This is a genomic window from Microbacterium sp. NPDC089695 (genome assembly GCF_044749085.1).
GTDB lineage: Bacteria > Actinomycetota > Actinomycetes > Actinomycetales > Microbacteriaceae > Microbacterium.
In genome coordinates this window covers 1,091,420-1,117,525 of sequence record NZ_JBIVHG010000001.1, presented here as the reverse complement: position 1 = coordinate 1,117,525, position 26,106 = coordinate 1,091,420, and the positions used below count along the sequence as shown (strand labels likewise).

Annotated in this window: 19 protein-coding genes; 8 read left to right on the top strand and 11 right to left on the bottom strand. The window is 70.1% G+C overall.

Going from position 1 to position 26,106, the window contains the following annotated elements:
- Window positions 1-46: 46 nt before the first annotated feature.
- Complete coding sequence (locus ACIPYT_RS05495; RefSeq protein ID WP_401071420.1) at window positions 47-2,542, top strand: MMPL family transporter; 2,496 nt, start codon at window positions 47-49, stop codon at window positions 2,540-2,542.
- A gap of 152 nt (window positions 2,543-2,694) precedes the next feature.
- Entirely contained in the window at window positions 2,695-3,018 is a 324-nt protein-coding gene (locus ACIPYT_RS05490) for a cupin domain-containing protein (protein WP_401071418.1), read from the top strand.
- A gap of 67 nt (window positions 3,019-3,085) precedes the next feature.
- On the opposite strand, the gene ACIPYT_RS05485 is transcribed toward ACIPYT_RS05490, so the two are convergent.
- Window positions 3,086-8,734 (bottom strand): SdrD B-like domain-containing protein, encoded by a 5,649-nt coding sequence (locus tag ACIPYT_RS05485; protein ID WP_401071416.1) that lies wholly within the window; start codon window positions 8,732-8,734, stop codon window positions 3,086-3,088.
- Between the two features lie 77 nt (window positions 8,735-8,811).
- A complete protein-coding gene (locus ACIPYT_RS05480) occupies window positions 8,812-10,131 on the bottom strand; it encodes a nitrous oxide reductase family maturation protein NosD (protein WP_401071414.1) in 1,320 nt (439 codons plus the stop codon).
- Between the two features lie 65 nt (window positions 10,132-10,196).
- Here ACIPYT_RS05480 and ACIPYT_RS05475 point away from each other — a divergent pair, with 65 nt between their 5' ends.
- The 3 genes from ACIPYT_RS05475 to ACIPYT_RS05465 all read left to right on the top strand — a co-directional run bounded on the left by ACIPYT_RS05475 (window position 10,197) and on the right by ACIPYT_RS05465 (window position 12,488).
- Window positions 10,197-11,336 carry a Dyp-type peroxidase gene (locus ACIPYT_RS05475; protein WP_401071412.1) on the top strand — a complete coding sequence of 380 codons (1,140 nt, stop codon included), beginning with the start codon at window positions 10,197-10,199 and terminating at the stop codon, window positions 11,334-11,336.
- Window positions 11,333-12,076 carry a hypothetical protein gene (locus ACIPYT_RS05470; protein ID WP_401071410.1) on the top strand — a complete coding sequence of 248 codons (744 nt, stop codon included), beginning with the start codon at window positions 11,333-11,335 and terminating at the stop codon, window positions 12,074-12,076. The genes ACIPYT_RS05475 and ACIPYT_RS05470 overlap by 4 nt, the downstream gene beginning before the upstream one ends.
- A gap of 64 nt (window positions 12,077-12,140) precedes the next feature.
- Complete coding sequence (locus tag ACIPYT_RS05465) at window positions 12,141-12,488, top strand: TraR/DksA family transcriptional regulator (RefSeq protein ID WP_401071408.1); 348 nt, start codon at window positions 12,141-12,143, stop codon at window positions 12,486-12,488.
- A gap of 122 nt (window positions 12,489-12,610) precedes the next feature.
- Here ACIPYT_RS05465 and ACIPYT_RS05460 read toward each other — a convergent pair whose 3' ends face one another.
- The 7 genes from ACIPYT_RS05460 to ACIPYT_RS05430 form a co-directional block, all read right to left on the bottom strand.
- Window positions 12,611-13,693 carry a tartrate dehydrogenase gene (locus tag ACIPYT_RS05460; protein ID WP_401071406.1) on the bottom strand — a complete coding sequence of 361 codons (1,083 nt, stop codon included), beginning with the start codon at window positions 13,691-13,693 and terminating at the stop codon, window positions 12,611-12,613.
- A gap of 26 nt (window positions 13,694-13,719) precedes the next feature.
- Entirely contained in the window at window positions 13,720-14,748 is a 1,029-nt protein-coding gene (locus tag ACIPYT_RS05455; protein ID WP_401071404.1) for an ABC transporter ATP-binding protein, read from the bottom strand.
- The gene (locus tag ACIPYT_RS05450) at window positions 14,745-15,752 is read right to left on the bottom strand and encodes an ABC transporter ATP-binding protein (protein ID WP_401071402.1); all 1,008 of its coding nucleotides are present in this window, start codon (window positions 15,750-15,752) and stop codon (window positions 14,745-14,747) included. Before ACIPYT_RS05450 ends, ACIPYT_RS05455 begins: the two co-directional genes overlap by 4 nt.
- Window positions 15,749-16,651, bottom strand: coding sequence for an ABC transporter permease (locus ACIPYT_RS05445; RefSeq protein WP_401071400.1), 903 nt, complete (start codon window positions 16,649-16,651; stop codon window positions 15,749-15,751). The genes ACIPYT_RS05450 and ACIPYT_RS05445 overlap by 4 nt, the downstream gene beginning before the upstream one ends.
- The gene (locus ACIPYT_RS05440; protein WP_401071397.1) at window positions 16,648-17,613 is read right to left on the bottom strand and encodes an ABC transporter permease; all 966 of its coding nucleotides are present in this window, start codon (window positions 17,611-17,613) and stop codon (window positions 16,648-16,650) included. Before ACIPYT_RS05440 ends, ACIPYT_RS05445 begins: the two co-directional genes overlap by 4 nt.
- A gap of 40 nt (window positions 17,614-17,653) precedes the next feature.
- The gene (locus ACIPYT_RS05435) at window positions 17,654-19,354 is read right to left on the bottom strand and encodes an ABC transporter substrate-binding protein (RefSeq protein ID WP_401071395.1); all 1,701 of its coding nucleotides are present in this window, start codon (window positions 19,352-19,354) and stop codon (window positions 17,654-17,656) included.
- A gap of 132 nt (window positions 19,355-19,486) precedes the next feature.
- On the bottom strand, window positions 19,487-21,319 hold the full coding sequence (locus tag ACIPYT_RS05430) for a prolyl oligopeptidase family serine peptidase (protein ID WP_401071393.1): 1,833 nt from the start codon (window positions 21,317-21,319) through the stop codon (window positions 19,487-19,489).
- Window positions 21,320-21,507: 188 nt separating this feature from the next.
- Here ACIPYT_RS05430 and ACIPYT_RS05425 point away from each other — a divergent pair, with 188 nt between their 5' ends.
- The gene (locus ACIPYT_RS05425; protein WP_401071391.1) at window positions 21,508-22,227 is read left to right on the top strand and encodes a TetR/AcrR family transcriptional regulator; all 720 of its coding nucleotides are present in this window, start codon (window positions 21,508-21,510) and stop codon (window positions 22,225-22,227) included.
- 95 nt (window positions 22,228-22,322) lie between these two features.
- Here the strand turns inward: ACIPYT_RS05425 and ACIPYT_RS05420 are convergent, their stop codons facing one another.
- Together ACIPYT_RS05420 and ACIPYT_RS05415 are read right to left on the bottom strand one after the other, a co-directional pair.
- Window positions 22,323-23,402 carry a M20 family metallopeptidase gene (locus ACIPYT_RS05420; protein WP_401071389.1) on the bottom strand — a complete coding sequence of 360 codons (1,080 nt, stop codon included), beginning with the start codon at window positions 23,400-23,402 and terminating at the stop codon, window positions 22,323-22,325.
- Window positions 23,399-24,277 carry an alpha/beta fold hydrolase gene (locus ACIPYT_RS05415; RefSeq protein ID WP_401071387.1) on the bottom strand — a complete coding sequence of 293 codons (879 nt, stop codon included), beginning with the start codon at window positions 24,275-24,277 and terminating at the stop codon, window positions 23,399-23,401. The genes ACIPYT_RS05420 and ACIPYT_RS05415 overlap by 4 nt, the downstream gene beginning before the upstream one ends.
- 99 nt (window positions 24,278-24,376) lie before the next feature.
- Here ACIPYT_RS05415 and ACIPYT_RS05410 point away from each other — a divergent pair, with 99 nt between their 5' ends.
- Entirely contained in the window at window positions 24,377-25,225 is an 849-nt protein-coding gene (locus ACIPYT_RS05410) for a hypothetical protein (protein ID WP_401071385.1), read from the top strand.
- A complete protein-coding gene (locus ACIPYT_RS05405; RefSeq protein WP_401071383.1) occupies window positions 25,222-26,067 on the top strand; it encodes an SDR family NAD(P)-dependent oxidoreductase in 846 nt (281 codons plus the stop codon). The genes ACIPYT_RS05410 and ACIPYT_RS05405 overlap by 4 nt, the downstream gene beginning before the upstream one ends.
- Window positions 26,068-26,106: the final 39 nt, after the last annotated feature.

The following is a 26,106-nucleotide window of genomic DNA, read 5'->3' as shown; positions in this document are numbered from 1 at the left end:
CTAGACGAGACGCACCGTATGATCTTGATGACTGAAGGAGATCGCGTTGGCCTCACTGCTGTTCCGTCTGGGTTCGTTCGCCGCACGTCGCGCCTGGGCGGTGGTCGTCTCCTGGGTCGTGATCCTCGGCATCGGCGTCGGCGCGTTCCTCGGGCTCGGGGGCACGCTGAGCAACAGCTTCGACATCCCCGGCACCGCTTCCGGCGCCGTGACCGATCAGCTCGCCGACAAGCTCCCCGACACCGCGGGCGGCACCGGCACGGTCGTGTATCGCACCGCCGACGGCAGCGCGTTCACCGACGAGCAGAAGCAGCAGATCTCAGATCTCGCCGCGAGCGCCGAAGACCTCGGCGGGGTCGCCGCCGTCATCGACCCCTTCGCCACCCAGGCCCAGCAGGCCGAGCAGGCCCAGCAGCTCGCCGACGGACAGCAGCAGCTCGCCGACGGACGCGCCCAGCTGGATGCGGGGCAGGCTCAGATCGACGACGGACGCGCCCAGCTGCAGTCGGGCCTCGACCAGCTCACCGCCGCTCGCGCACAGGCCGAGTCCGCGGGCGCCCCCGCCGCGCAGATGGCCGCGCTCGATGCCCAGCTCGCAGGTCTGAACGCACAGCTCGCGGAGCTCGAGGCCCAGCAGGCGACCCTCGAGGAGTCGCGCATCGAACTCGCGACCAACGAAGAGCAGATCGAGCTCGGATCGACCCTTCTCGACCTGGCGAACGGCATCGGGGTCGTCTCCGACGACGGATCGACGGCGATCGTGAACGTGTCGTTCGAGGACCCGCGCCTCGAGCTCTCCGAAGAGGTCAAGCAGGCGACCATCGCGCACTTCGAGGATGCGCCGATCGACGGCGTCGAGGTCGACTTCGGCACTGACATCGCCCAGGGCGTGCCCGAGATCTTCGGGATCGGCGAAGCCGTCGGCCTCGCCTTCGCCGCGGTCGTGCTGATCGTCATGCTCGGATCGCTGCTCGCGGCATCCTTCCCGATCATCACGGCGATCGTCGGCGTGGGTGTCGGCGTCACGGCATCCCTCGCCTTCTCCGGCGTCGTCGACATGGCGTCGGTCACGCCCGTGCTCGGCGTCATGCTCGGGCTCGCGGTCGGCATCGACTACTCGCTGTTCATCGTGAACCGGCATCGCAAGCAGCTGCTCGCGGGGTCGCCCGTGCACGAATCCATCGGCCTCGCCACCGGAACCTCCGGCACCGCCGTCGTGTTCGCCGGGTCGACCGTGATCGTCGCACTGCTCGCCCTCAACGTCACCGGTGTGCCGTTCCTCGGCCTCATGGGAACGGTCGGCGCCGTGTGCGTGGCGGTCGCCGTGCTCGTCGCGATCACGCTCACCCCCGCGGTGCTCGGACTCGCCGGCATCCGTCTGCTGAGCCGTCGTGCGCGGGCGGCCGTGGGCCAGCCGCACGCCGTCGGCACGCCCGTGAAGCCGATGTCGACCCTCCGCGCGATCGTCACGGTGCTCGTCGCCGTGATCGCGCTGCTCGTGGTCGCGATCCCCTCGATGTCGATGCGTCTCGGCCTGCCCGACGGATCGAGCGAGCCCGCCGACTCGACGAGCTATCGCGCCTTCCAGACCGTCGACGAGCAGTTCGGCGAAGGCGCGAACGGACCGCTCCTCGTGACCGCGACCCTCGATGAGGCCGTGAGCGACGACGACCTGCTCGCGACCCAGGTCGAGATCGCGCAGCGGCTCGCCGACCAGGATGACGTCGCCGCCGTCGCGCCGATCGCTGCATCCGACGACGGAACGCTGCTCGCCTTCCAGGTGCTGCCCGCGGAGGGGCCGAACAGCCTCTCGACCGAGAAGCTCGTGCAGGACATCCGCTCGCTGCCGGCCACCGACGGCATCACGCTCGGCGTCGCGGGTCAGGCGGCGACCAACATCGACATCTCCGAGGCGCTCGCCGACGTGCTGCCGCTGTACCTCGTGGTCGTGGTCGGGCTGTCGCTGCTCATCATGATCGTGGTCTTCCGGTCGCTTCTCGTGCCGCTCATCGCGACCGGCGGGTTCGTGCTGTCGCTGTTCGCGACCTACGGCCTCATCGTGGCCGTCTTCCAGTTCGGCTGGGGTGCAGAGCTCATCGGACTCCACAGCACCGGCCCCATCCTCAGCTTCCTGCCGGTGATCCTCGTCGGCATCCTGTTCGGGCTCGCGATGGATTATCAGCTGTTCCTCGCCTCCGGCATGCGAGAGGCCTACGCGCACGGCGCGTCGGCCCGGGATGCCGTGGCACAGGGATTCCGGGCCGGACGCTCGGTCGTGACCGCGGCGGCGCTCATCATGGTCGCGGTGTTCGGTGGCTTCGTCTTCTCGGAGTCGACGCTCATCCGCTCGATCGGCTTCGGCCTCGCGTTCGGTGTGCTGCTCGATGCCTTCGTCGTGCGGATGCTGCTCATGCCCGCGCTCATGCACCTGCTCGGCCGGTCGGCCTGGTGGCTGCCGCGATGGCTCGACCGCATCCTGCCGAACGTCGACATGGAGGGCGCGGCGTTGGAGCGGGCCCACCCCTCGGTGCACGCGGACTGACCCGGGGTCGAGTTCGGGAGGAGATCTCGCGCTCGGGAGGAGCCTCTGGCCGAGATCCTCCTCCCGAACGCGAGATCTCCTTCGCAGCGTGTGGGCGCGACCGCGTGCGGGAGAAGCCCCGGCACGGTAGCCTCGGCGACCAAGGAGGCGCCATGACCATCCAGCCCGCACTCATCGGATCCGACGAGAACATCGAGGGGTACCTGATCGGGTCGCCCGTGAGCCTGATCCGCGAGTACACGGCTGTGCCGGGCTCGGGGCCGCGACTGCACCGGCATCCCTACGTCGAGACCTTCCTCATCCACTCCGGGCGGGCGCTGTTCACCGTGGGAGACGAGCAGGTCGTGGCGTCGGGCGGACAGGTGCTCGTCGCACCGGTGCTGGTCGCGCACCGGTTCGAGGTGCTCGACGGCGGCACGTACAACGCCACCCACATCCACGCGAACGACCGCTTCGTCACGGACTGGCTCGAGTAGATCGTCTTTCCCACTCACCCATGCGGGGCATCCTTCCGACGGCCCGTATGGATGCTTCAGGCGATGATCATGCGCGTCGGCGAGTGAGTATCAGCACGCTCGCGCCTCCGCCGAGCAGGAGGAGACTGACGAGGAAGAGAAGCCACGGCACCGCAGCGCCCGTCGCCGCGAGCGGCTTCTCGATCTCGACCAGGCCTGCATCGATGGTCGGGTCGATGAACGAGGCGAGAACGGTCCCGTCCGCACCGACGGTCGTGCGCATACCCTCGACCGCGTCGCCGAACGTGAACACCGGAGTGCGGCCCACACGACTCGCATTCGAGTCGGTCGTACCATCGTCTCCCTGATTCGTGAACCGGTATCCGACAGGCACTCCGGAGAACTCGACGAAGTAGTCTCCGGCAGGAAGACCGTCGAACACGTAGTGGCCGCGCCGATCGGCGGTCACCGGCGGGACGGGCCTCCCTCGCCAATCGCGTGCCGGTGACCCGTCGGCGGCGAACAGCGTCACGGTCATTCCCGACACGGGCTTCTCACCCGCGCCCTGTCGACCGTTGCGGTCGGAGTCGAACCACACATGATCGCCGACCGCGAACAACCGGGCCACGATACCGAGGTCGATGGTCGGATCGATCTGCAGGGCCCGTGCAGCGGCGTCGCCCGGTTCGACGGGGCGAGTGTTCACACCGCTCCCGACGAGGGAGAACACCGGGGTCAGACCGGTGGCGTCCGGGTTGGAGTCGTCCGCCGTGGCGACACCCGACGCTTTCGGGGTCGTCGGCACGTACCCTGCGGGCCAGCCGGAGAACCGCACGCGATACTGACCGGGGAGGAGGTTGTCGAACACGTAGTGCCCTGCCGCGTCGGTCGTGGTCTTCGGCACGGGGTTCCCGTCGGCATCGAGGGCGGGGTCGCCGTTCGCGTCGAGGAGCTCGACCGCCACACCCGGCACGGGAGCCTCGTCCGCGTCCTGTCGACCGTCGCGGTCCGCATCGATCCATACGATGTCGCCCACGGCGAGCACCGGCACGATGCCGGCGTCGATCGTGCGATCGATCCGCTGCGCGACCGTCACCCCGTCGCCGGGCTCGACCGCGTCCGTGTTCTCTCCCGCCGGCCCGAGCACGAACGGCGGCGTCACGCCCGTCGACGCAGGGTTCGAGTCTCGGGTCTGCTCACCCTCGTTCTGACGTGTGATGCGGTACTTCTCCGGGAGTTCGGAGAACGACACCGAGTACACGCCCGGAGCGAGGTCGTCGAAGACGTAGTGTCCGATCCCATCCGTGCGCACGGGGGCGACGGGCACTCCGTTCCTGTCGACGGCGGGGGCGCCGTTCCCGTCGAGCAACGTCACCAGGACGCCAGGCACCGGAGGCTCGCCGGGGTCCAGCCGCCCGTTCCCGTCGTTGTCCGCCCAGACGACGTCGCCGACGGCGAAGGCCTGCATGAAGCCGAAGTCGATCGTGAGGAGATCTGCGGCATCGCCGTTCGGACCATGGCCCCCAGCGCCCTCGGCATCAGGGTCGACGTCGCCGAGCGACGTCGTCGAATGCGACAGCGTGACGACGCCTGAGCTGATTCCCGTCGCCTGCGGATTCGGCGTGTTCTCGCCCTTGTCGGCGTTGTTCTCCTGGGCATCCGTCGACGTGGGAGAGGAGGAGAACCAGCCGCTCAGGGGCTGTCCGTCGGCGAAGTTCGAGGCGGCCACGCGCACTCGATAGTCACCCGCGGGAAGGCCGTCGAAGCGGTAGAAGCCGTTCGCGTCGGTCACAGCCGTCACAGGATCTCCGTCGCCGTCGAGCACGGGTGCACCCGCGCCGTCGAGCAGTTCCACCCGGGCTCCGACCGCCGGGGCCTCGCCGTCGTCGAAGCGCCCGTTGTCCGCCTCGCCGGCACCCGCGCCGCTGTCGAACCACAGTCGATTGCCCAGCGACAGCGCCGGCACGAAGCCGAAGTCGACGGTCAGGTTGTCGAACTGGTCACCGAACGGTCCGTTCGCGCCCGCGCCGGGAGCCGCAGCATCGACCTCGCCGGTGACGCCCGGGGCGAGCACGATGACCCCCGAACGGATGCCGTCGGCAGCGGGGTCCACCGCATCGAGGCCCTTGTCCGCGTTGTTCGAGCCGCCGTCGAACTCCGACGATGCGCCCCTGCTCGACAGGAAGTCGCGCAGCGGGCCCGCACCGGAGAAGGCACCCGGCGCCACCCGCACGATGTAGCTGCCCGGAGCGAGGCCGTCGAATCGGTAGAAGCCGTTCGCATCGGTGGTGGCAGTGATCGGTGCACCTCCGGCGTCGGTGACGGGCTCGCCGTCTTCGTCGAGAAGCTCGACGGGCGCGCCCACGACCGGCTGCTCTCCTGCATCGAACACGCCGTTGTCGTACGCCGCGCCGGCGCCGGTGTCGAACCACAGCCGATTGCCGAGCGAGAGGGGCGGAGCCGCGACCGTCACGTCGACGCCGTCGTCGTTGTTCGACGGGTTCGTCGGATCCGGTGTGGCGTTCCCGTTCTCGAAGCGGTCGGGGGTGCTGCCGACGGGAACGGTCTCCGGCGCCCGCTGATCGGGAGACGGCTCGACCACGGCGACGTTGCGGAGATCGCCGGGTTCGGTCGCCGCCAACCGCGCGGTCACCGTGATCGGTTCTGCCGACTCTCCCGCGGCGAGGTCTGCACCGTTCCAGGTCAGCGTGATGTCCTGCCCGACGACCGTGGCCTCGGTCCAGTCCTCACCGGAGGCGGAGACGAATTCCAGCCCGGCCGGCAGGCGATCGGTGACGGTGAAGCCGGCCACCGCGTCACCCGGCCCGCTGTTGCTCGGAACCAGGGAGAACGTCACCTCCTCGCCCAGACGGTACGGGCCGTCGCCGGAGGTCAGCTGTTTGTCGAGCGTCAGGTCGTACGGCAACACGAAGCCGAAGTCCACGGTCAGGTTGTCCGACTCGTCGCCGGCCGGACCGTTCGCGCCCGCACCGCTCGCCCCCGCATCGGCGTCGGCGAGCGTTCCGAGCGCGAGAGTGATCGTCGCCGAGGTGACACCCGTCGCCGAGGGATCAGCGACATCGGCACCCTTGTCGACGTTGTTGCTCGCGGCATCGAAGGCCGACGACACGCCGGTGGACGACATCCACCCGTCGAGCACCTCGCCGGGCGCGAAGTTCGACGCTGCGACCCGCACCCGGTAGGTTCCGGGCGGCAGGGAGTCGAATCGGTAGAAACCCGCGACGTCCGTCGTCTCTCGGATCGGAGACCCGTCCGCATCGAGCACCGGCTCGCCCGCCGCGTCCAACAGCTCGACGACAGCGCCGACGATGGGATCCTCCCCCGGTTGGAAGCGCCCGTCGTTCGTCGCGGCGCCCGCACCCGTGTCGAACCACAAGCGGTTACCCAGCGACAGTCGTGGCGCGAAACCGAAGTCGAAGGTGTGATCGGCCGACCCCGCGACCGGGGTCGTCACCGCGGCGGTCACCAGCGCCGGGCCCTCTGGCACGCCGTTGGAGTCGACGGCTCTGTCGGGTCCCGCCGCCGTCGATGTCGGCACCAGGTTCGCGAGCGGGCCGCCGGTCGCGAAGTCGTCGGCGTTGTCGAGGCGGATCGCGTACGGGGTCTCCGAAGTCAGCGCCAGCCCGTACCGCGATGACGCCGTCGACGTGCCGGGAGACGACGAGAACAGGTAATTGCCCTGCGCATCGGTGACCGCCGTCGCGATGACCGTCCCGGCGTCGTCGAACAGACGGATCGTGACGCCTGCGATGGGTCGTTCCCCCGCGTCCTGCACCCCGTCTCCGTCGGCGTCGAGCCAGACACGGTTGCCGATCTCGACCGGCGCATCCGCGACGAGCGCGGAGAGATCGCCGACGCCGCCTGCTTTCGTGAACGATCCCTGATCGGAGTTCGCCGCCGCGGAGCTCACGGTCGCGCTGCGAACGGTTCGTCCGTCGCTGTTGCCCATCACACGGAGTCCGTCAGACGATATCGACAGCGGATCGATCACCGTTGCCAGGACGTTCGTGTACCCGGGGAGCTGCAGCGCAGACCCGAGAGCGATGTTGTTGTGCTGGTCTGTCCTGTCCGCGCGACTGAACCTGGTCTCGTAGAACTTGCCACCGCCGGGACCCCAGTCGTTGATCGGCTGCGTGCTGGTGGCTCCCCCGCAGGAGCCGTCGTTCTCGAGAACGTAGTCCCCCTGGGCGGATACGCATGCACGGAGCAGATCGCCCGCGCCGATGTAGGAACGCGCGGAGGGGTCGGTCGGATTCGTGGCGCTCAGCGCCCCGCCGTTCTGATCGCCCGATCGGTCCTTGATCGACAACGCCATGTTCCCGGCCGCGTCGAACGTCACGCTCGACGCGATGGGCGTCGGTCCGGCCGCCCGGCCGTCGGGGGCGAGGGCGAAGACGCTGCGCCAGGGCTGGTACGGAGCCGATCCGCCCGGCACGGGAAAGGAGTACGCGCTCGCGCGGGAGAAGGTCAGCGGGACGTCCAGCACCGGCGCCCCGAACTGCCGGGTCGTCTCGTCCATCGGGATCACGTATGCGCGGAGGGCATCCGTGGTCGGCCCGACACAGGTCAGCGTGACGTACAGCTTTCCGCGGAGAGTTCCGAGCCCGTACGGACGAACCTGATCCTGCTCGCACCCTGTCGCGGATGCGAACGGCAGAGGTATCGCCACGGGGGTGCCCGCCGTCGGGGCTGCGGCCGGGGTCGCACCGCGTGTGAGCGGAACGGCGTACAGCTGCCGGTCGTTCAGGTTGACCGCGTAGAGAGTCTTCTGGTCGGACGAGATCTCGATGTCGCCCAGACCGATCTTGCCGACGGCGTCGAAGGCCGGCGGGTCATGGAACCAGTCGTAGGTCTTCGGGTCGATCGTGCCACGCGGGTCGGTACCCGCGTTCGGGATCTGCACGAAGGTCGTCGCGTTGGGCGCTCCCGACGTCGCATTCGTCAGATAGATCGCGCCGAGACCCGCCGGTCCGACGTCGGTGCCGCGACGGAAGGACGCGCCGCTGAACGCGAAAGTGCTCCCGTAGTTCGCCGTGCCCCACACCGTGCCGATCTGCGCCTGAGTCGCGATCGTCGTGCTGCCGGACGCAGGAGTTCCCGTCGTCGAGTACGGCATGCGGACCAAAGCGGGGAGGGCTTCGAAGTTCGGAGTCAGTTCCCCTTCGGCATCCCCGGTGTCGGCGGAGATGCGCGAGCGCTGGCTGGCCACGACCACGAACGGCGGCTGCTCAGTCACGACCATGCCCTCCTGCGTGGCGCCGAGGTTCACGCCCGTCGCCCCGAGAGTCACGAACTGCACCGCGCTGGCGTTCCCCGCACCGACGCGCGCCGACCGGAATCCTTCCGGGAGCGTGAACTCCACCCGCACCGCGATCGTCGCCGCGTTCGCGGCGTTCACGGTGTACGCGCCGTCGGCCGCGGTCGTCGCCGTGCCCACGACCGCGCCCGTCGAGTCGGTCACCGTGACCGTGACTCCGCCGAGTCCCGCGTCGCCGCCGAAGTCCGCTGCCGCAGGGTCGCGAACACCGTCGTCGTCGAAGTCCTGGTAGACGGTTCCCGCGACCGTACCGTCGACGGCGCGCGCCGCGTCGGCGCCCGTGATCATCCCGGAGAGCACGATGACGGCCACCACAGACCACGCGACGATCGCGCGAACGATCGACTCTGAGCGCGCGTACGCGATTCCGCGGGCACTGCCAGCCGTGTTCTTCACCATGACCGGGAGAAAGTATCAAAACCGTGTTCACTTACTCGCCGCTTAGATGTGTACAGCCGTGGCGCGACCGGCCCGGGTCACCAGCGGATCGCGGCCCGCTCCTCCAGAAGCGCCGCCGTCGGCACCGAGATGGCGTCGACATCGACCTCGGGCACGTCGTCCGACCCGGCCCAGGGAGTCGCGACCGCGTCCAGCGGCCCCAGATCCGGCTGCGAGGGAGGCTCCACGACGTCGGTGAACGCGACGCCGACCGGCGCCGACGGCGGAGAGAACTCCACGGCGGTCACGGCGGCAGGCATGCTGCACGGGGACAGCTCCTGCAGCCCGGCCGGTTCCGAGGTCGTCAATTCGTTCCCCTCCCAGCAGTTGCGCTCGCCGGGGGCCCGAGAGGACGCCGCGAACACGGCATCCGTTCCGTTCCGAGCGAAGGCGTTGCCCGTGACCCGGTTGCCCGTGGGCCCGATGTCCTCGGCCGAGGCGATCACGATGCCGGCCGTCGGATTGGCCTCCACCAGGTTCGCTGCGACCACGTTCTCGGTGCCGCCCGCGATCCCCACGCCGATGCCGAACCCGCCCTCGGCCTGCTCCGGCGTATCGGGCTGGCCGTTCGCGGCGATCACATTGCCGACGAGAGCCGCCGCGGACTGCGGGACGTACGCCTCCTGGTAGTCCGAGGTGATCGTCGCACCCACGCGGTTGCCGGCGAAACGGTTGCCGACGACGAACAGATCGCCGCCCGCGTTCGCGATCTCGAAACCGACGGCGTTGCGCTCGGCGACGTTGCCCGAGACGACGATGTCGCAGTGATCGCACTGCCCGACGTAGATGCCGGAGTCCGCTCCCCCGGAGGCGTACGAATCGGTGATCACACCGTTCGACGCGTTGAACGCGTAGATGCCGTAGAGCCCGTTGTTCGACGCGGTCACGTGATCGACGCGGAACCCGTCGAGCAGCGGGAAGTCCTGCGGATCGATCGCACCGTAGCCGTCGTGTCCACCGACGGGGGCCCCGTCGTCATCGCGCATGCCGGTCACGAGCACGCCGTTCTGGGTCGCGTTGCGGACGGTGAGGTTCTGCACCGTCACGCGCGGCGCGGAGACCACGACCCCGTTCCCACGCCGCACCTCTCCGTCGATGATCACCCCGTCGCGCGACTGTCCACGGAGGGTGACCCCCGCGGTGTCGATCGCGACGGTCTCGCGGTACACACCCGGTTCGACCACCACGGTGTCGCCCTCGGACGCCGCCTCGACGGCCGCCGAGATCGTCGGGAAGTCAGCCGGGACGGAGAGCAGGCGCGGCGTCTCCGACCCCTCGTCCGGGGGCGGCGTGGGAGCGCATCCGACGAGGAGGAGGACCGCGAGGAGGACGGAGACGGACAGCTCTCGGGCGAACATCGCCCCATCATAGGCATCGGTTTCGCCGTGCTGGACACGGCCGAGGACGTGGCTATCATCATCTCGTGCACGCGAACGGAGCCGGTGATCTGACGCGTCGGGCCCTGCTCGGCGCAGGTGGCGCGGCCGCGCTCGGCACCGTCCTCGGGGGCAGGGAACCTCGTCAGGGTGCGGCCGGGACCGGTACCGCGCCGGTCGCTCGCGTGCGCGCGGAGGGAGCCCACCAGGCGGGGATCGCCCGCCCCGCGGAGGCCCAGTCGCACCTGCTCCTCGCGGTCTTCGATCTCGACGACACGCCGGCGCCCGTGCTCGCCGAGCTCGGGCGGAGCATCGTCGATCTGGTCGACGGCGGGCACCCGGCGCTGGCCGGGATCGCGGCCGGCGATCTGACCGTCACGGTCGGCGTCGGTCCGCGCCTGGTCGCGGCCGTCCGCCCGGACTCTCCGGGCGCGGACGACCTCCCGGAGTTCGCCCGCGAGGAGATCGACGACATTCATCGCGGCGGCGACGTGGTGATCCAGGTCTGCGCCTCCGACCCGCTGCTCCTCCCGCTCGCGCTCACGCACCTGATGCGGACCTCCCCCGAGCTGCGGGAGCGTTGGCGGCAGCGCGGCATCCGCGGGCCGGTGAAGGCCGTGCGCCGGGGCCATACGGCTCCGCGCAACGTCCTCGGCTTCATCGACGGGATCGCGATCCCGACCTCGAAGTCCGAGATGGCCGACTCCGTGTGGCTCGACGACGGTGCGGCCGCCGGCGGCACGATCATGGTCGTGCGACGCATGGTCATCGACATCCCGGCCTTCCAGTCGCTGTCGGTCGCCGCGCAGGAGGCGGCCGTCGGGCGGCGTCGCTCGAGCGGGGCGCCGCTCTCGGGCGGCGGCATCGCGGACGACGTCGATCTGCAGGCCAAGACCGCGGATGGGCGGTACCGCCTGCCCGCCGACGCCCACGCGCGCCGGGCGCATCCACGCCCGATCGGGGCGCCCCTCATGCTGCGACGCTCGTACTCGATGGAGGATCCGATGGGGCTGCTGTTCATCAGCATGCAGACCGAGCTGCGCACGTTCGTGCGGACCCTGGAGCGGATGAGCGAGTCGGACGCCCTGCTCGACTTCACGACGACGACCGCCTCCGGCACGTTCCTCCTGCTGCCCGGCTACGACCGATCGCGCCCCCTCGGCTCGACGCTCTTCGGAGCGTCGTGATCCGGCGACGATGGATGCCGATCGCCGCGCTGGGCGCGATCGCGCTGATCGCGGGCGCCGTCACAGCGTCGGTGCTCGTGAGCGCACCGACCGGGCAGGAGCCGGCAGCGTCGACACCCGCGGGTCCCCGCGGGCTGACCACCGAGGAGGCGGAACGCCTGGCCGTCGCGCGGTTCCTCGCGTACCAGGACGGCAGCCGCACGTTCCACACTGAGGTCGCCGCCGGCGGCGTCGCCGTGGAACTGACCGGACGTGCGGACTATCGCGCAGGCATCGGCCTGGCGACGGCGACCTCGGGCGGCGAGCGCGCCGTGATCACGTGGAACGCCACGACGCTCGTCGGGTGGACCGGTCAGGACACGAGCACCGCTGACGGCATCCCCACGACAGCGCCCTCGGAACCGGGCGCCGCGCGGCCGCTCGACCCCGCCGCGTCGAACGTCGACACCGTGCTCGTGCTGATACTCGCGCTCGGTGTCGATCGGCCGGAGAACGCCCAGTTGCTGCGCCAATCGGATGCCGCGTGGCTGCGCGCCGACGAGGTCGACGGTGTTCGGGTCGACGTGTTCGCGGGGCCGTCCGACGCCGACACCGGAGACGGCGCCGGCACGATCCGCTACTGGGTCGACGACCGGGGAGCGGTGCATCGGATCGAGGCCGATCTGCCGTCGGGGCCGATCGTGATCGACATCGGGGTCGAGGATCACGTGCCCATCATCGGCTCACCGCAGTTGGGCTGACGCACGATGCCGCGTCGTCGACCGTGAGAACGCGCGTGTCGGAGGGTGGGCGTAGAGTGCGCGGATGACGGATGCCCGTGACGCGCTCGACCGGCTGCGTGTGGACGCACTCGCGCGTGTGGTGTCGACCCAGGCGGCGCTCGACGAGCTCGTCCACGACCGCGAGGGCTCGAACGACGACGACGAACACGATCCCGAGGGCGTGACGCTGTCGTCGGAGTGGTCGCGGCTCCGTGCGCTGGCAGAGGCTGCGGCAGCCGAACTGCGGCAGGTCGACGACGCGATCGGACGATGGGATTCCGGCGCCTACGGCGTGTGCGCGCGGTGCGGCCGACCGATCCCGGATGCGCGGCTCGAGGCGCGGCCGTTCGCCACGCACTGCGTCGCCTGCGCGGAGGCGCTCGGGCACTGACGCGGCGCGTTTCGTCTCGCTCCGCTCGCTCAACGACCGGGGGCTCCGCTCGCTCAACGACCGGGGGCTCCGCTCGCTCAACGACCGGGGGCTCCGCTCGCTCAACGACCTGGGCGGCTCGCTCAACGCCCGGAGACGGCCTCCGCGATCGCGCGGCCCAACTCGGCCGTGGTGGCGGTACCGCCGAGGTCGGGGGTGAAGGGCGCCGCATCCGCTCCGCGCGCGAGAACGTCTTCGATCGCCGCCAGCACGGCCGCTCCGGCATCCCGGTGTCCGAGGTGCTCGAGCATCATGGCGCCACACCAGATCTGCCCGATCGGGTTGGCGATCCCGCGGCCCGCGATGTCGGGCGCGGAGCCGTGCACGGGTTCGAACAGACTGGGGAACGCTCCCTCGGGATTGATGTTCGCACTCGGGGCGATGCCGATCGTGCCGGTGCACGCGGGCCCGAGGTCGGACAGGATGTCGCCGAACAGGTTGCTCGCCACGACCACGTCGAACCAGTCGGGGTGCAGCACGAAGTTCGCGGTGAGGATGTCGATGTGGAACTGGTCGCGCGTCACATCGGGGTAGTCGGCGCCGACCGCCGCGACCCGCTCGTCCCAGTACGGCATGGAGATCGAGATGCCGTTGCTCTTGGTCGCCGAGGTGAGGTGACCCGCGCGGCGTGCGGCGAGCTCGTACGCGTAGCGCAGCACGCGGTCGACGCCCGTGCGGGTCATGACGGTCTCCTGCAGCACGAACTCGCGGTCGGTGCCCTCGAACATGCGCCCGCCGATCGACGAGTACTCGCCCTCGGTGTTCTCGCGCACGACGTAGAAGTCGATGTCGCCCGGCTCGCGACCGGCGAGGGGTGAGACGACACCGGGCATGAGCCGCACCGGCCGCAGGTTGACGTACTGGTCGAACGCGCGCCGGAACTGGATGAGGCTCCCCCACAGACTCACGTGATCGGGTACGACATCGGGCCAGCCGACCGCCCCGAAGTAGATGGCATCGAAGCCGCGGAGGGTCTCGAACCAGTCGTCCGGCAACATGCGTCCGTGCTCCTGCCAGTAGGCGGCGCTCGCGAAGTCGAACTCCTCGAACTCGAGCGCGATGTCGAAGCGGGCGGCGGTCGCGCGCAGCACGCGCAGCCCCTCGGGCATCACCTCGGTGCCGATGCCGTCTCCGGCGATCACGGCGATGCGGTGCGTGGTGGTCATGGGGATCCTTCCGGAGGGCGTGGCGGTCACAGCACGTCGCGCTCGGCGGGGTGGTGGCACGCGACGCGGTGAGTGGGGGCGTGGTCGAGCTGGTCGGGTTCGACGAGCTCCGGCACGACCTCGGCGCAGATCTCCGTGGCCTTCCAGCAGCGGGTGCGGAACCGGCATCCGCTCGGCGGCGATACGGGGCTCGGTACATCTCCCGTGAGCACGATGCGCTCGCGGGCGCGCTCGGCGCGAGGGTCCGGTACGGGGATCGCCGACAGCAGCGCCTGCGTGTACGGATGCAGCGGACGCTCGTACAGCTCGTCGACCGGACCCTCTTCGACGAGCTTGCCGAGGTACATGACGCCGACGCGGTCGCTCAGGTGCCGCACGACCGAGAGGTCGTGCGCGATGAACAGGTAGGTGAGACCGAGGTCGCGCTGCAGGTCGTCGAGCAGGTTCAGCACGCCGGCCTGCACGCTGACGTCGAGCGCGCTGACCGGCTCGTCGAGCACGATCACCTCGGGCTCGACCGCCAGCGCCCGCGCGATGCCGATGCGCTGCCGCTGTCCTCCCGAGAACTCGTGCGGGAAGCGGTCGGCGTGGGCGGGGTTGAGTCCCACCTGCGCGAGCAGCTCCTCGACGCGACGATCCCGCGACCCCCGGTGCAGACCGTGGATCACGAGCGGCTCGGTCAACGTCGCCCGCACGGATTTGCGCGGATTGAGCGAGGCGTACGGATCCTGGAACACGAACTGCACCCGCCGACGCAGCCGACGCAGACGCTCACCCGACACCGCGGTGACATCGTCGTCACCGAGGCGGATCGACCCGCCGTCACTGGGCTGCAACCGCGCGACGCTGCGTCCGAGCGATGACTTGCCGCACCCCGACTCGCCCACGAGTCCGAAGGTCTGCCCACCGGCGATCGACAGGCTCACGTCCGACACGGCCTGCACGACGTCGCGCCCGCGGCCGAACAGCCCGCCGCCGACCCGGTACTCCTTGACGAGTCCGTCGACCGTGAGCCCGGTGCTGCCTGCGCGTTCCACGACGGGGATCCCGCTCATGACGCCGCCTCCTTCTGCCATTCGTCGACGCGCACGCACGCGGCGGTATGCCCTGCACCGACCGCAACGGGCGCGGGCACGTCCACGTCGCACAGCCCGGCGACGGCGTGCGCGCAGCGCGGTGCGAACCGGCATCCCTCCGGCCATTCCGTCGCCACCGGCGGTTGACCGGCGATCTGGTACAGCCGCTCGTCGCGCGACGACCGACGATCGAGGCGCGGCAGCGACGCGAGCAGTCCCGCGGTGTACGGGTGCGCGGTCTCGTAAAACAGCGGGTCGACGTCAGCCGTCTCGACGAGCCCGCCCGCGTACATGACCATGACGCGATCGGCCGTGCCGGCGACCACGCCGAGGTCGTGCGTGATGAGCAGCACGGTCGTGCCGGTGCGCCGCTGCACCTCGCGCAGCACCTCGAGCACCTGCGCCTGCACCGTCACGTCGAGCGCGGTGGTCGGCTCGTCGGCGATCAGCAGATCGGGTTCGTTCGCGATGCTCATGGCGATCATGACGCGCTGCCGCATGCCGCCCGAGAACTCGTGGGGGTAGCGGTCGACCCGCAGCTCGGGCGAGGGGATGCCGACGACGTCGAGCAGCTCGACGGCCCTGGCCCTGCGGTCGGCGGTCGTGCTCCGCGGGTCGTGCACGCGTACCGCCTCGATCAGCTGCTCTCCCACCGTCATGACCGGGTTGAGCGCGGTGAGGGCGTCTTGGAACACGATCGCGATGTCCTTGCCGCGCACCTCGCGGAGCTCATCGTCGGAGAGGCCGACCAGCTCGCGGCCCCGCAGCTTGATCGATCCCGTCACGACCGCCTTCTTCGGCAGCAGCCCCATGATCGCCATGGCCGTCATCGACTTGCCCGAGCCGGATTCGCCGACGATCCCGACGGTCTCGCCGGTGCGCAGCACGAACGAGACACCCTCGACCGCGCGCGCCAGCCCGGCATCCGTGCGGAAGGCGATCGACACGTCCTCCACCTCGAGGAGGATCTCGGAGTCCGTCATAGGTTCTTCCCCTGCGGGTCGAGCGCGTCGCGGAGTCCATCGCCGATGAAGTTGACGCACAGCACGGTCACGAGGATGAACAGCCCGGGGAAGTACAGCAGGTACACCTGCGGCGTGCCGACGTACCCTGCGGCCTGGCTGAGCATCGATCCCCAGCTGGTCTGCGGCGGCTGCACCCCGAACCCGAGGAAGCTCAGGGTCGACTCGGCGATGATCGACGAGGCGACGGCGAGGCTCATGGCCACGGCGATGACGCCCGCGAGGTTCGGCAGCAGATGCGACACGACGATGCGGAACCCGGATGCTCCGATTCCCCGCGCCGCGTCGATGAAGTCCTTCTCGCGCAGCGACAGCACCTGGGCGCGCACGACGCGGGCGATGTACGTCCACCCCAGAGCCGTGAGCGCGAACACGATCGTGGTGGGCGAGGCGCCGAGCCCCTGCAGGATGACGGCGAGAAGCGCGATCGCGGGAACGATGAGGAACAGGTCGGTGATGCGCATGATGAGCTCGCCGATCCACCCGCCCACGTACCCCGCGATCGCCCCGAGCGCGGTACCGACGACCGTGGCGAGGAGGGCGACGGCGAGGCCGATCGCGAGCGAGATCTGCCCCGCGAAGAGGATCTCGCTGAGGTAGTCGCGTCCGAGTTCGTCGGTGCCGAGCCAGTGCGCGCCCGACGGCGGCGTGGGGCCGGTCAGCAGATCCTGCTGTCCCTGCGGGTAGGGCGCGATCCAGCCCGCGCCGAAGCAGACGACCAACAGGATCACGAGCACGACGAGGCTGACGACCCCGAGCCGGTGCTTCAGGAACCCCTTCAGCAGCTGGCGGGTCGGCGCCTTCTGCGGGTCCTGCTCGGCGAGCAGCTCCTCCCGGCCGGCGATGCCTGCACCGCTCATGACAGCCTCACTCTCGGATCGAGCACCGCGTAGGCGATGTCGGCGATCAGGTTGCAGACGACGACCGCGACGGCGACCACGATCATCCACGGCAGCAGCACGTACACGTCACCGGCGACGAGCGACTGCAGGAACAGTCGGCCCATGCCCGGGATCGCGAAGATCTGCTCGGTCACGACGAGTCCGCCGATGAGGATCGCCGCGTCGAGCGCCACCACCGTGACGAACGGGGCGAGCGAGTTGCGCACCGCGTGCCGCCAGATCACCTGGCGTCGCGGAACGCCCTTCGCCCGGGCGGTGCGCACGTAGTCGCTCGACAGCGCGTCGAGCATCGCGGCACGGCCGAACCGGCTCCACGAGGCGACCAGCGCGATCATGAGAGCGGCGACCGGCAGGATCAGGTGCCGGATGTAGTCGAGCGGATCGCTCTGCCCCGGCGAGTTCAGCCCGATGAAGTACAGCGGCGGCTCGCTCAGGCCGAACGCCTCCTTGGGCCACACCGCGAAGGTCTGGATGAGGATCAGGCCGAACCAGAACGCCGGCATCGCGATGCCGAGATACGAGGCGCCCGTGAGGATGTTGTCGCCCAGCGAGTACTGCCGCACCGCCGAGTAGACGCTCACGCCACCCGCGATCAGGACCGCCACGAGCAACCCCCAGAACGCGAGCTGCAGCGTGGGCCACAGCGCCTCGCCGATCAGCGGCAGCACCGCGGTGCCGGTGCGGGTGCTCAGACCCCAGTCACCCGTGACGAGCGACTGCACCCAGAGGAAGTACTGCTCCGGGATCGACCGGTCGAGGCCGAGGCGCTCGATCTCCCGCGCGATCACGGCGGGGTCGTGCGCCTGCCGCAGCTTGGCGAGCGGATCGAAGGTCGACCGCACGGCCCAGAACAGGATGAACGAGGCGACGACGATCACCGGGATGGAGTACAGCACCCGTCTCGTGATGAACGTGAGCATCGTCGCCTCGTTTCCTGTCCAGCTGTGCCGAAGCGCGGGCTCAGCCGGCCAGGCCCCACTCGGCGAGGTTCCAGAACGGACCCTCGATCGGGTTGATCTGCAGCGGGCCGCCGACCTTCTCGCTCCACAGGAGCACGTTGGGCACGACGTCGAGCGGCAGCGATGGCACGTTCTCGGCGATCAGGGAGTCGGCCTCCTTCGAGACCTGGATGCGGGCATCCTGATCGACCTCGGTGTCGACCTGGGCGAGCAGATCGTCGAGACCGGGGATGTTCGCGCGGTAGAAGTTGATGCCGGAGAACCCGTTCGCCTCGCTCGGGATGTTCACCGACGAGAACGTCGACGAGAGCGTGGGGTCGGGGAACGTGTCGACGAGCGCCCAGATGCCGGCCTGGAAGTCGCCCTGCGGGGCGATCGTGCCGAACAGGTCGGCGGGCGTGACCTGGTCGATGGTCATCTCGAACCCGGCATCCTTCAGCTGCGACTGCAGCACCTGCACCGTGAGGTCGCGGCGCTTGTTGCCGGCGAGCGTCTTGATCGAGAAGGTCGCGGTCTCGCCGCCCTTCGCCCACACGTCGTCACCGTTCTTCTCCCAACCGTCGCCGGTCATGAGCTCGTCGACCTTGTCGAGGTCGAGCGAGTACTGCGAGAAGTCGTCGCCCGCGAACGGCGCGACCATCGGCGAGTTGAAGCTCTGCTGCGCCTTGTCGATGCCGAGGCTGCCGAACAGCCGCTTCACGATCGCGTCGCGGTCGATCGAGTAGGCGAGGGCCTGGCGGACGGCGACCGAGTCGAAGGGCGCCGCGGAGTTGTTGAGCCAGATCGCCTCGAGGTTGCCGCTGCGGGCGTCGACCTGCGAGCGGATGCCGGGGAGGCCGGCGTCGATCTGGGTCAGGGCGTCGAGCTGCGGCGTCGGGGCGAGCACGCTCACCTGGCCGCTCTTGAGCGCCTGGAACGCCGCGGTCGTGTCGGGCAGGAAGAGGAAGGTGACCTTGTCGAGGTGCGGCTTCTCGCCCCAGTAGTTCTCGTTCGGCACAAGCGTGACCGAGGTGCCGCGGGTCCACTTCTCGATCTTCCACGGGCCGCCGCTGAAGTCGTAGCCGTCGGCCATGATCGCCGCACGGTCCTGGCCCTCCAGCAGGTGCGCGGGCATGATGCCGTAGACGCTGAACAGGGTGCGCCACCCGGCGTAGGCCGAGTTCAGGGTCACGACGGCGGTGGCCGGGTCGGACGAGTCGACGGCCGTGATGCGGTCGTAGCCGGTCTTGTCGAAGATGTCGTCGCCGTCGCGGATCTGCAGCGCGGTGTACGCGAAGTCGGCCGAGGTGATGGGCTCGCCGTCCGACCACACGGCCTCGGGGTTGATCGAGTACGTGATGGTCTGGGTGCCGTCGTCGGCGACCACGACCTCGGGCTCGCCGGTCACGAGGTCGGAGGGCACCGGCTGCCAGTCGTCGTCGACCAGGCGGGTCTGGAACACGCTCGGCATGGTCGGGATCTGCATCACGTAGGTGCCCCAGATCGACCCGCCGCACGTGGCGATCCAGTCGGCGCAGTCGGGCTCCTGCTCGGCGCCGACGACGAGCTCGCCGCCGTCGACGACCGCGACGTCGCTGGGCTCGGGCGTCGTGCCGCCCGAGCTGCACGCGGCGAGCGAGCCGACCAGCGCGGCGGCGGTGAGGGCCGCGATGACGAGGCGGCGGGAAGCGGGTACAGCAGTGCGAAGACGTGATTGCGACATGAGCCGGATCTCCAGTGATCGATGCGAATCGGGCGGGTACGACCGTGCTGTGGTGCGGGTGGTGGTCTGACTCTAGGACGGTCGGGACGAGATAGCAAGCACTTTAGTCAATGTTCGTGACTATGAGGCAGGTCAGGCGTCCCAGCGCCGCCGTTCGAGGGTGCGACGGGCGAGTTCGTGCATGCGGCGCTGGTCGACGGCGGCGGCCTCGAGGCCGGTCGGCTCGTGGCCGCCCTCGAACACGTCGAGCACGACGTCGCCGCCACGGGCGCTCAGCTCGTCGACGTATCGCTGCACGCCGATGATGGGCGTGCGGGTGTCGACGTCGCCCTGGTTGATCCACACCGATGCCGTGACGTCGTCGAGGTACGTGATGGCCGAGAAGGGCTTCACGAGCTCGGGCGGCACCCAGGAGCTCCAGACGCTGCGGACCGCGGGATTCATGGCCTCGATCGCCGCCGACCACTCAGCGACCGCCACGTGGGCGAGACCGCCCGCGAACAGGTCAGGCAGGCGGCCGACGCTCAGCAGTGTCATGTGACCGCCGTAGGAGGCACCAGTGACGAAGGTCGTCGCAGGGTCGGCGAGACCCTGCGAGCGCAGGAACCCGATCGCCGCCGCGACGTCCTCGATCTCACGGTCGCCGCCGACGCCCCAGAAGCCCTCGCGGAACGCCCGCCCGAAGGTCACCGAGCCGCGGTAGTTGAGCGAGGCGACCGCGAAGCCGGCATCCAGCCAGGCCTGCGCCGAGGGGTCGTAGCTGTCGACCGTCACGAGGTTGGGTCCGCCGTGGATCGTCAGCACGGTACCGAGGGGCTCGCCCTGCGACGGCCGCGCCCACCAGAGCTGCACGCGGGTGCCGTCGGCGCTCGGGACCATCGCCGAGGCGAGGGGCTGCCCCGCGGGCACAGCTGCCGGCTCGACGAGCGTGAGCGCCCTGCCGTCGGCGTCGAGCTCCTCGACACGCAGAGGCTCGCTCCACGTGGAGCGCACGGCTCGGATCGCCCCGCTCGGCGCGTAGTACGACGACCACTGGAACGGATGCAGGTCGGCGACGTCGGGGTCGAAGACGCTGCCGCCCTCGGCGACGATGCGCACGGCACCCGCCGCCTCGTCGATCTCGAGAAGGCGGTGGATGCCGTCGGCCACGTGCACCGCGAGGATGCGGCCGCTCGGCGAATGCCAGTCGACCGGGATGACCTCGCCCGCGAGCTCGGGCAGGTCGTAGTCGCGGCGCTCGCCCGTGCGCACGCTCCAGATCGCTGGACGCGAGAAGCCGCTGCGCTCAGTGTTCAGCAGAAGGCGGTCGTCACCGGCATCCGCGGCGAAGCGCACTCCGCGCACGGGTCCGGCGGGGAGGTCGTCGAGGGTCGCGACCTCCTCACCCGTGGCGCCGTCGACCACCGTGAGCAGCGGGCGGCGGATGCCGGGGTTGTGCGCCGTGGTGTCTACCGAGACGAGCGATCCGTCGGGCGAGATCTGGCCGTACCAGGCCTCGACGGGGTTCGAGTAGACGACCCGCGGCTCGCCCCAAGGCGCGACGGGGATCACGAGCACGTGGAAGCCGTCTTCGTCGACCACGGTCGCGACGATCGACAGGCCGTCGTACGACGACTCGAGCCCGCGCAGCACGTAGGGAGCGCGGCCGGGCGTGAGCGCCACGCGCTCGGAGCCGTCGACGGCGATCGCGACGAGGCCGCCGACCTCGGAGCCGCCGCCGTCGTCGAGATCGACGACCCAGCGGGCGTCGGCCGTGAGGATCGCGCCGACGCCGACCGGGAACGGCAGCAGGTCGCCGGGGGCATCCGGTGAGCGCCAGATGCGCGCGCGCGAGCCCTCGGGGTGGTTCTCGACGAGCAGGGCGAGATCGGCCGCGCCGGGCACGGGCCGCACCGTGAGGAGGTACGGCACGGCGAAGCGCGCCTCGAGCGCCTCATCGGACGGGACTGCGGGGGCCTCGAGCATCCTTGCTCCTTCTCGACGTTCTCACGGTACGCGTCGCGCACCTTGCCAACGTCGTTGACTATAACAGTGGCTATCGCGATTCGGATAGGGTTCCGGCATTGTCGACGACACTGACAGACACGCTGACAGGCGTGGGGTACCGTGATGTCTGCGGCCGGGAACCGGCCGATCTGCGAACGGAGTTACCGATGGCGACACGCAAGGACGCGAGCCCCGCGGCGACGAAGAAGGCGACGACCTCGGCGAAGGCCTCCCGCCCGCGCCGCGCCCGCGACTCGCTCAGCCGCGAGATCATCGTCGCCGCCGCCGCCCGTGTCGTCGAACGCGACGGACTCGACCGCCTCACCTTCCAGTCGATCGGCGAGGAGCTCGGGGCGCACCCGACCTCGATCTACCGCCATTTCCGCGACAAGGACGAGCTCCTCCTCGCGCTCATCGACACGCTGCGGGCCCGGTCGTACAGCGGCGCCATGGTGCCCACCGACGACTGGCTCGCCGATCTCCGCGCGCAGGCGCACCTCATCCACGACCACTACATGCGCTACCCCGAGTTCGCTCTGCAGATGGCGCTGCGCCGCCCGACCGACTTCTCGTCGATGGAGTTCTCGATCGGGGCGCTGCGCCGCGGCGGCTACGACCGCGAGCACGCCGCCATGTACGCGCGGGCGCTCGGGCAGCTCATCCGCTCCGCCTCCAGCATCCAGGCCGCACTCGTGGCACTCCCGGCCGAGGAACAGGATGCCGACGAGCTGACCTGGCAGATGGAGGCCCGGCGCCTCGACCCCGAGGAGTACCCCGAGATCACGTGGGCGGGCGACGCCCTTCCCGGCATCCGCGATCCCCGCGCGTGGGAGACCGCGCTCGACCTGCTGCTCGAGAGCATCGGACGCCACGCCCCCGGCGCCTGAGTCGACCGGGGCGGTAGCGCGTTTCGTCTCGCTCCGCTCGCTCAACGACCGGGGGAGGTCGTTGAGCGAGGAGCGCAGCGACGAGACGAAACGCGTCAGACGTCGAGGTCGTCGAGCATCCCGGCGAGCAACTCGACGCGCTCGTGCATCGACGAGAGCGACACCCACTCGTGGTCGGCATGCGCCCCGGCGCCGCGCGGACCGAGACCGTCGAGCGTGCGCGCCCCGACCGCGGCCGTGAAGTTGCCGTCGGAGGCACCGCCCGCCGACACGGCCTCGACCTCCGGGTGTCCGAGGTCTGCGGCGACACGGCGAGCGCACGCGAGCAGATCGGCCGACACCGACTCCTCCATGGGCGGGCGGTTGATGCCGCCGTCGACGTCGACGCGCACATCGGGCGTGTGGGCGCCGAGCGACTGCATCCGCTCGTCCACGCGTTCGAGTTCGTCGAGGGTCCAGGCGCGCACGTCGACCCGCAGTTCGGCGTGCTCGGGGATCACGTTCGTGACGGTGCCGGCCTGCGCGACCGTGGGGCTCACGGTGGTGCCGCGGTCGTCGTCGGCGAGGTCGGGCAGGGCGAGCACGTGGTGCGCGAGCTCGGCGAGGGCGCTGCGCCCCTTCGAGGGTTCGAGGCCCGCGTGCGCCGCACGTCCGGTGAACGCCAGCCGGTAGATGCTGCCGCCGCGCCTCGCGATCTTGAGCGCGCCGTCGAGACTGGGTTCGAGCACGAGAACGGTGCCGACCCGCGCCGCCTCTCGCTCGATGAGCCTCCGCGAGGTGATCGAGCCGACCTCTTCGTCGCTCGTGAGCAGCACCGCCACGCGCTCAGGACGAGCGATGCGTTCGAGGGCCGAGGCGAGGATCACGACACCCGCCTTCATGTCGAACACGCCCGGTCCGGTCGCACGATCGCCGTCGATGCGGAAGGGCCGCTCGGCGAGCGTTCCGGCGGGGAAGACCGTGTCGAGGTGCCCGATCAACAGCACACTCGGGTCGTCGCCTCCGCTCCACAGCAGGTGCTCGACGCCGTCGACGGCCTCGAGCATCCCCTCACCCACGATGGGCGCGAGCCAGGAGCGCACGAGTGCCTGCGCGGCGGCCAGCCCCGCAGCATCCCCCGTGGGCGTCTCGATCGAGACGAGCTCGGCGAGACGGTCGACATCGCGCGCGCTCATGCTCCCACCTCCGCGAGGAAGGAACGGAGAGCGGATGCCGTGGGCTCGGGCGCCTCCTCGGCGAGGTAATGGTCGGCGTCGACAGCCTGCCCGCGGATGCCGGGAGCGTACGGTTCCCACGTCGAGAGGACGTCGAAGTGGCGTCCCACATAGCTGTGCGCGCCCCAGAGGGCCAGCGTCGGGACTGTCACGACGCGCCCGCCGGAGCGATCGACGCGGTCGTGGTCGAGGTCGATCGTCGCGGCGGCGCGGTAGTCGGCGCCGGAGGCGTGCACGGTGTCGAGGTCGAAGCAGCGCAGGTACTCGTCGAACGCGTCGGGCAGGGCATCGCCGTCGTGGCGCCGCCCGGTGAACCGGCTGCGCAACCAGGTCTCGCGGTCGGCCCCGATCAGCGCCTCGGGCATCCCGTCACCACGCGCCAGGAAGAACCAATGGAAGTAGGCGGTCGCCATCTCGCGGTCGACGTTCTCGAACATGTGCAGTGTGGGCACGATGTCGAGCACGGCGAGCGCAGTGACCGCCTCGGGGTGGTCGAGCGCGAGCCGGTGGCCGACGCGCCCGCCCCGGTCGTGGCCGATCACGGCGAAGGTCTCGTGCCCGAGCTGCCGCATGAGGCCGACCTGGTCCTGCGCCATGTCGCGCTTGGCGTACGAGGCGCCGCGGGGCTTGTCGGATTCGCCGTAGCCGCGCAGATCCGCCGCGACGACGGTGTGGTCCGCGGCGAGCACGTCGGCGACGGCATCCCACATGGCTTTCGTCTCGGGGTAGCCGTGCAGCAGCAGCACGGCCGGCCCCGAGCCGCGGGCCTCGGCCGCGATCCGGATGCCGTCGACATCGATCGTCGTCGATGTCACGGAGCGGGGTGTGGTCATCATCGTCCAACCGTCGAAACTGCAAGTCAATAGCGTTGACTATAGCAATGACCAAAGATTCCGCCACCCCCTGAACACCTGCGGAAGTAGGCTGAACGCATCATGCAAGAGTTCTGGCAGTGGGCGGGCAGCTTCTGGTGGCTCATCTTCCCGATCATGGGGATGGCCGGCGGAGCTGCGAAGGCGTGGGAGCGCGGCGCGAAGCGCCGGCACGAGCGCCGACTCGAGACCATGAAACTCAAGGCCGAGATCAAGACCGCGCAGATCGAAGCACGGGGCGGCAGCAGACGCATCGGGCCCTCCGTGGTCGACACCACTGCTCCCGTCGCCTCCAACGCCCTGCTCGAACGGCTGTTCGCCGAGCACGACGAGATCACCGCGCGCTGGCTCGACTACGAGCTCGACGTCGCGAAGCTCATCGCCTTCCCCGCCATGAGCGACGGGCGCCAGCCGCTCGTGGCCGCGTTCCTGCGCGCCAAGAAGACCGCAGACGCGCTGCGCCCGGCATCCGCCGACGCAGAGATCAGCGAGCAGCGCGTGTCGGAGTACCTCGACGCGGTCGGCGCCTACGCCGTCGCCTTCGAGATCGCCGAGAAGGATGCCCGTCGCCTCCGTGACACGACCTTCACCGAACCCGAGCGCAAGCGCCTCGACCGCGCGCAGCAGCTGCTCAAGGTCGCGGTCGACGAATCGGCCACGCAGGCCGAGCGCAACGTCGCCTACAAGCGCGTGCGCGACGAGCTCGACGGCCTGATCCTGCTGAGCGACGAGGCCGTGCAGGTGCTCGAGAAGCAAGTGGCGCGGGAGCTGCCAGCGCAGCCGACGACGACCGCTGCTCCCACGCCGACCGCTCAGCCCACGGAGCGCGAGCCCGAGCGGATGCCGGTCGCCGACCCCGAGCGCTCGGCACCGCCCGCTCCGCCGCGCACGTTCCCCGGTACCGAGGCGTGACCACGCGCACGGTCGTCATCACCGGCGCCTCCGACGGCATCGGCGCCGCGGCGGCACGTCAGCTCGCCGCCGCGGGTGGACATCGGCTGATCCTCGTCGGACGCTCTCCGGAGAAGACGCGCGAGGTCGCCGACGAGACCGGCGCCGAGTGGTTCACCGCCGACTTCGCCGTGTTCGACGACGTCCGCACCCTGGCGACCTCGATCGCCGAGGCGGTGGGTGACGACGGCATCCACGTGCTCGCGAACAACGCGGGCGGGATCTTCGGCGACCGCACCCCGACCGTCGACGGCCACGAGAAGACCATCCAGGTCAACCACCTCTCGCCGTTCCTGCTCACGAACCTGCTGCTGCCGCAGCTGCGTCGAGGCTCGGCGTCGATCGTCAACACCTCGAGCGTCGCGCACCGCCTGTTCGGACGCATCGACGTCGACGACCTCGACAACCGGAAGCACTTCAGCCCGAACAAGGCGTACGGCGACGCAAAGCTCGCGAACGTGCTGTTCACGAAGAGCCTGCACGCGAGGTTCCACGACCAGGGCCTCAGCGCCGTGGCGTTCCACCCCGGCGTCGTGCGCTCGAACTTCGCCGCCGGATCGTCGAGCGTCATGCGCGTGATCTATCGAACACCGCTCAAGCACCTCCTCACGATCAGCACCGACAAGGGCGGCGAGACGCTGCGCTGGTTCATCGACGGCGTCCCCGGTGAGACCTGGGCCTCGGGCGAGTACTACGACGAACGGGTGCACACGCGCCGCGTGAATCCCATGATCGAGGATGCCGCGCTGGCCGAGGCCCTGTGGCGGCGCAGCGCCGAGCTCGTCGGCATCCCGGCATCCTGATTCCGCGGCGGATCGTCCACGTCACACACCCAGGATGCG